The 6,566-nt window shown below is 66.3% G+C and carries 5 protein-coding genes; 3 read left to right on the plus strand and 2 right to left on the minus strand.

The genetic code is table 11. The features are described 5' to 3' along the window. Window positions 1–33: 33 nt before the first annotated feature. Window positions 34–933 (minus strand): RluA family pseudouridine synthase, encoded by a 900-nt coding sequence (locus ACESY8_RS18705; protein WP_434307744.1) that lies wholly within the window; start codon window positions 931–933, stop codon window positions 34–36. Window positions 934–1,051: 118 nt separating this feature from the next. On the opposite strand from ACESY8_RS18705, the gene hemW reads away from it, so the two are divergent. After that, a complete protein-coding gene (gene hemW, locus ACESY8_RS18710; protein ID WP_288643850.1) occupies window positions 1,052–2,251 on the plus strand; it encodes a radical SAM family heme chaperone HemW in 1,200 nt (399 codons plus the stop codon). 152 nt (window positions 2,252–2,403) lie between these two features. Next, the gene (locus tag ACESY8_RS18715) at window positions 2,404–5,421 is read left to right on the plus strand and encodes a phosphodiester glycosidase family protein (RefSeq protein ID WP_054339309.1); all 3,018 of its coding nucleotides are present in this window, start codon (window positions 2,404–2,406) and stop codon (window positions 5,419–5,421) included. Between the two features lie 64 nt (window positions 5,422–5,485). On the opposite strand, the gene ACESY8_RS18720 is transcribed toward ACESY8_RS18715, so the two are convergent. After that, entirely contained in the window at window positions 5,486–5,974 is a 489-nt protein-coding gene (locus ACESY8_RS18720) for a DUF6530 family protein (RefSeq protein ID WP_007489434.1), read from the minus strand. Between the two features lie 116 nt (window positions 5,975–6,090). On the opposite strand from ACESY8_RS18720, the gene spoVAC reads away from it, so the two are divergent. Continuing rightward, on the plus strand, window positions 6,091–6,534 hold the full coding sequence (spoVAC, locus tag ACESY8_RS18725) for a stage V sporulation protein AC (RefSeq protein WP_007489433.1): 444 nt from the start codon (window positions 6,091–6,093) through the stop codon (window positions 6,532–6,534). Window positions 6,535–6,566 lie beyond the last annotated feature (32 nt).

Consider the following 6,566-nt stretch of genomic DNA (forward strand, 5'->3'; position numbering starts at 1 on the left):
CCGCCCCCCCCCCCCCCCCCCCCCCCCCCCCGTTCATACCAGCCGGGCCATGTCCTCCGGCAGAGGCTGCTCCCAGGCCATGGGTTCCCCGGTGACGGGGTGGCGGAGGGAGAGCCGGGCGGAGTGGAGGGCGGGACGGGAGATGAGGCTGTGATCCTCCGTGCCGTAGAGGAAGTCGCCGGTGAGGGGGTGGCCGGTGTGGGCCATGTGCACCCGGATCTGGTGGGTGCGGCCGGTGTCCAGCTCCAGCTCCACCAGGGCGCGGCCCTGCCTGGTGCGGAGCACCCGGTAGCGGGTGGAGGCGGGCTGGCCCGCAGGGTCCACCCGGCGGGCCATGAGGGAGCCGGGGACGCGGCCGATGGGGGCGTCGATGCGCCCCTCCGCCGGCCGGGGGATTCCCTCGCACACCGCCAGGTAGATCCGCCGGAAGGCGGGGGTGTGGAGCTGGCCCTTGAGCTGCTCCTGGGCGTGGGGGTGCTTGGCCACCACCAGCAGGCCGGAGGTGCCCTTGTCCAGCCGCTGGACGGGGTGGACGTCGGCGGCAATCCCCGCTTTTTTGTAATACCAGGCGATATAATTACAGAGCGTATCGCTGTAGTGGCCGGGGCCGGGGTGGATCAGCACGCCGGGGGCCTTGTTGAGCACCAGCAGATCCCCGTCCTCGTACACGATATCCAGGGGGCCGGGGGTGGGCACCATGTCCCCCTGGCCGTCGGGATCGGCTACCCGGACGGAGAGCACCTGCCCCGCCGCCGGGCGGCAGGCGGTGGTGACCCGCATCCCGTCCAGCAGGATGCCGTCGTCCAGCCACTTGACGCGGCGGATCACCGTCCCCGACAGGCGGAGCTCCCGCCGCAGCAGGGTGTCGATTTTTTCCCCCGCCTGGTCCGCCGTCACGGTCAGCTCCAGGCGGCGGGGGGACTGCTGGACCATGTTTGTGCCCTCCTTGCGTTTTTTCCCAGTATAGCACGGGCGCGGCGGCTTTTCAAACGGCGGATTTTGTAGTATAATAATCAATTAGAATCCAAGCAACGGAAACGAGGTGCCTCCAATGGCGGAAAAACTGGGCCTTTATGTCCATATCCCCTTCTGCCGCAGCAAGTGCGACTACTGCGACTTCTACTCCCTGGCGGGGAAGGAGGGCCGGATGGACGACTACCAAAAGGCGCTGCTCGCCCATATGAAGGAGACCGCGCCCCTCACCCGGGGCTGGCAGGTGGACACCGTCTACTTCGGCGGCGGCACCCCCAGCTTTTACGGGGAGAAGCGGCTGCGGGAGGTGCTCAAAAACGTGGCCAAGCGCTTCGATCTGGCCAAGGACGCGGAGATTACCGTGGAGTGCAACCCGGACAGTGTGGATAAGAAGGTGTTTCAGACCCTCCGGCGGGCGGGGGTAAACCGCATCTCCCTAGGCGTCCAGTCCGCCCACGACTGTGAGCTGAACTGCCTGCACCGCCCCCATACCTTCCAGCAGGCCCAGAGGGCGGTGGCCGCAGCCCGAGAGGCCAAGATCAAAAACATCAGCCTGGATCTGATCTACGGCCTGCCCAACCAGGATATGGCGGGGTGGCGGGACACCGTGGAGCAGGTGCTGGAGCTGGAGCCGGAGCACCTGAGCTGCTACGGCCTCAAGGTGGAGCCGGGCACTCCCCTGGACGACCGGGTGGTGCGGGGGGAGAAGCTGCCCGACGACGACCAGCAGGCGGATATGTATCTTTGGACGGTGGAGCGGCTGGCGGCGGCGGGCTACCGCCAGTATGAGATCTCTAACTTCGCCCGGGCGGGCTTCCAGTCCCGGCACAACCTGAAATACTGGATGGGCCGGCCCTACATCGGCTTCGGGCCGGGGGCCCACTCCGACTTCGGCGGGCGGCGCTACTCTTTTACCCGGGATCTGGAGGGCTATATTGCCGCCGTGCTGGAGGGGGGCACCGTCATCGACGAGTCCGACCTGATCCCCCAGCGGGAGCGGGGCGGCGAATATTTGATGCTCCGCCTGCGCACCACCCGGGGCATCGAGGAGTGGGAGTACCGCCGGGAGTTCTTCATGAACTTCGATCCCATCGAGCAGAAGCTGGAGGAGTACGAGCGCCAGGGCTGGGCGGAGCGGCACGACCGCCGCTGGAATCTGACGGCCAAGGGCTTCCTGGTGTCCAACCAGCTCATTGGGGAGCTGCTGTCCATTCAGGAGGAGGCCACCCTGGAAAAGACGCTGCCCCGGCTGAAGCAGGGAAGGCCGGAGGAGGGGTAAGGGCGGGATTTTAAGACCGCCCGCCGCCCGTGGAAGAAAATTGTAAGAATTGGATTGACAAATCCTGGCCCCCGCTTGTTTACAAGCGGGGGCTTTTGTGTTAACATAATTTTTGTATGACCCGTTTCACAGACGATATTAGGAGGACAAGTATGAAACAATGGATCCGGCGGGGGGCGGCCCTGGGTCTGGCGCTGGCCCTGACTGTCACCGCGGCCTCGGCGTCCCAGGCCATGGGCTGGGACGTACATACCGGGCGGGCGCCCCTCTCCCAGGGGGCCAGCTTGGGAAAGAACGTGTTCTGGAGCGATACCTATTCCGACCTGCGCACCGAGTACTATGTGGAGTATTCCCCCAACGCCAGCGTAGTGCCCACAGTGGCCTACGGCTCCAAGGTTACCGACCGGGTGACCCTGTCCGGCATGGCCCAGACCCTGGAGAGCCAGGGCAAACGGGTGGTGTCCGGCCTGAACGGCGACTGGTATGTGCTCTCCACCGGCGCGCCCACCGGACTGGTGGTGACCGACGGGATTGTGCGGGCCACAGGCTACTACAACGACACCTGGGCCATCGGCTTCAACGCCGACGGCACCGCTTTCATCGCCCGCAACGGGCTGTCTGTCTCCGTGTCCTTCGGAGGGCAGGCCGTAAAGCTGGGCGGCGGCATCAATAAGGTACGAAAGCTGACGGACAGTGCCGCTGTGGGCGGCCTGACCCTGCTGACCGACGACTTCGCCACTACCACCCAGAACACCGAGCCGGGGGTAGATGTGATTCTGTCCCCGGTGGATGACGGCACCGGCACCTACGCTGTTAAGCCTACCATCGGCCGGCAGACCCAGTATGTGGTGGAGCAGGTGCTGGAGTCCACCGGAAGTATCCCCATTCCCGAGGGCAAAGCCGTGCTCACCCTGAACGCCAAGGAGAGCGAGGAGGCCCTGGCCCGCCTGCGGGCCCTTCAGCCGGGGGATACCGTCACCCTTACCGTGTCCAGCAGCGATCAGCGCTGGAGCCAGGCGGTCCAGGCCCTGGGCGGCGTATCCAAGCTGGTCACCAACGGGCAGGTGGACTCCGGACTGGACGCCTCCCGCACCGCCTGGCCCGCCATCGGCATCAAGGCTGACGGCACTGTGATCTTCTACGCCATGGATGGAAAGCAGCCCGGCTACAGCGTGGGCGCCACCCAGGGCCAGGTGGCCCAGCGCCTCATTGAGCTGGGATGCGTGGAGGCCATCTGCATGGACGGCGGCGGCTCCACCACCATTGGCGTCACCTACCCCGACCAGGAGGGCATGCAGGTGGTCAACAAGCCCTCCGACGGCAGCCAGCGGAAGAACAGCACCGCCATCTTCCTCACCACCGGGCTCCAGCCCACCGGCGAGCTGGCCTCCTACTACGTGACGCCTTCCGACAGCATCCTGATCTCCGGGGCCACGGTGCAGCTCTCCGCCACCGGGCTGGATACCAGCTACTTCCCCACCAGCGGCGGCGGCGTGAGCTGGTCGGTGTCCAGCGGCGGCGGCACTGTGGACGAGACCGGCCTCTTTACCGCCGGGGCGGAGAGCGGCTTTGCCCAGGTCACCGCCACCGACGGCTCCGCCTCCGGCACCGGCTACATCACCACCGTCCGCACCCCGGACGAGATCACCCTGACCAATGAAGCCACCGGCGCGGCGGTCGCCAGCCTGAACCTGGACCCCGGCGGCCAGGTGGATCTGAAGGCCTCCGCCTCTTACCGCAAGCTGGCCCTCACCGCCCAGGATACCTGCTTCACCTGGTCAGCGGACCCAGAGGTGGGCACGGTGGACGCAAACGGCGTCTTTACCGCCGGGACAAAGAGCGCCAGCGGTAACCTCACCGTCTCCGCCGGGGGCAAGACCCTCACCGTGCCAGTGAGTATCGCGGGCCACGTCAAGACGCTGGAGGACTGTGAGGGCGACCTGGCCTCCTTCGGTGCCACCAGCACGGCCTCCTACGGGGCCGAGACCGGCCTGGACTACGTCCACAACGGCCGCCAGAGCCTGAGGATGACCTATGACGCCTCCACAGGCGGAACGGCGAGCCTGAACAGCGCGCTGCCCATCCCTGCCGGAGAGAGCTGGCTGGGCGTGTGGGTGTACGGCGACGGCTCGGGCAATACCCTGATGGCCACGGCGGCGGACGCCAGCCTCCAGAGCCGGCAGTTCCTGCTGACCGCCCTGGACTTCACCGGCTGGAAGTACATCAGCGCCGAGCTGCCCGAGGGCGCGGCCACCCTCACCAGCCTGGACGTGATCTATGGCGGCGGCGCGGGCGGCCCGGCCGGGACCATCTGGCTGGACCAGTTCACCACCTCCAATGAGAATGTCAGCGACACCATTGCCCCCACCGTCCGCCTGTCCGTCAGCGGCACTCAGCTCACCGCCGCCGTGTCAGACAACGTGGACCGCACGATTCCCCAGGCCAATATGAGCCTGACCTATGACGGGGCGGCTCTGAACTTTACCTGGAACGAGGCATCCGGAACCCTGACCGCTACGCTGCCCGCCGCCGACAGCGGCTATCATCGGGTGAGCGTCACCGCCTGCGACGCCAGCGGCAACCTGGCCCGCGCCTCCGCGGATGTCAAGCCCGCCGGGACACGTACCTCCCCCTTTGGGGATATGGCGGGTCACTGGGCCGAGCCCTACGCCACCTACCTCTATGACACCGGCGTGTCCAAGGGCACCGGCGTGGAGGCCCCTGTCTATCAGCCGGAAAAGAACATCACCCGCGCGGAGTTCTTCGCTATGGTGGCCCGGTGGATGGACCTGGATCTCACCCAGTACGCCAATGTGGAGCTGCCCTTCGTGGATGCCGCCTCCATTCCGGACTGGGCGCTGAACGAGGTCAAGGCCATGTATAGCCTGGGCATCCTGAAGGGCGGGGCCAACGAGAGCGGCCTCACCGTCAACGCCCTGGCCACCATCAGCCGGGCCGAGGCCATGACCATTCTGGGCCGCACCCAGGCCAAGGGCTACGCCGAGCCGGAGCTCACCTTCTCCGACGCGGGGCAGGTGCCCGACTGGGCGGCCGGCTACCTCAGGAGCCTGGTGGGGCAGGGTGTGATCACCGGCAACGACAACCGCATCCGCCCCAACGATCTGCTCACCCGCGGCGAGGTGGCAAAGCTGCTCTACGCCATGCTGTGAGGGACGGATAAACAACACGGGCCCCCGGTCTCAAAGAGACCGGGGGCCCGCGCTTGTTCCGCGCTCAGCCCCGGCAGCCCAACTCCCCCAGGAGCCGGGCCAGCACCCGCATGCGCTCCCCGAGCAGCTCGCCGTCCCGGGCCAGGGCGTCCTGGAACAGACGGAGATCCTCGTCGATGTGGTCGCTGGAGGTGCATACCTCCACCGTCATGGCGTCCCCCTGCAGGCCGATGCGGTCTACCTGGGGATGCTCCGGGTCGTAGCCCCTGGGGAAGCGGTAGGCCTCCTCCTGGAAATAGAGCTGGGCCCGGCAGGCCAGAATCGCCAGATCCAGCACCCGGTGGAGGGGCAGCTCCTCCGACTGGCGGGACCACTTCTCCCCGGTGTGCCGCCACACCTTGGCGGAGATGTCCACCTTGCCCCGGTCGTTCCACTGGGCCAGGCCCAGGGAGAGGCCTTGGGCGTCGGAGCCATAGGCGGTGCGGCCGTCGATGCGGCCGTAGTCCTCGGCCACCAGGACGGGCTTGTGCTTGAGGGTGGTGGGGATGTGCATATGGTCGGCCTCCAATTAGTAAATTAGTAATTTAGTAAATGACTAAAATAAGATAGCACGCATAAACTTCGCTGTCAAGGGAAACCTTACAAAGGACAAAAGGAGGCTGCGGACGCATGGATATGACCAATCAAGAGTATGGCCGCTACGTCAGCCAGAAGGCCAAGCCCTCGCCCCTGTGGAAAAACCTGCTGTGGGCCTTTGTGACGGGCGGGCTGATCTGCACCGGCGGGCAGGCCCTGCTGAATCTGTTCCGCGGGTGCGGGCTGAACGAGAACGCCGCAGGCACCGCCGTGTCGGTGACCATCATCTTCCTGGCGGCCCTTTTTACCGGTCTCGGTCTGTTCGACAAGCTGGCCAAGCACGCAGGGGCGGGCACGCTGGTACCCATCACCGGATTTGCCAACGCGGTGGTCTCCCCGGCGCTGGAATTCAAGTGCGAGGGGCTGGTCATGGGCGTGGGCGCCAAGATGTTTGTGATCGCCGGGCCGGTGCTGGCCTACGGCATCAGCGCCTCCGTGCTCTACGGCGTGATTCTCCAGCTCTTTTTCCGGGGATAAAGAGCGGGAAGAGGGGGGGCGCCCAGGCGCTG

Origin of the sequence: Clostridium sp. ATCC BAA-442 (assembly GCF_964239415.1) — a bacterium.
Classification (GTDB): Bacteria; Bacillota; Clostridia; order Oscillospirales; family Oscillospiraceae; genus Flavonifractor; species Flavonifractor plautii.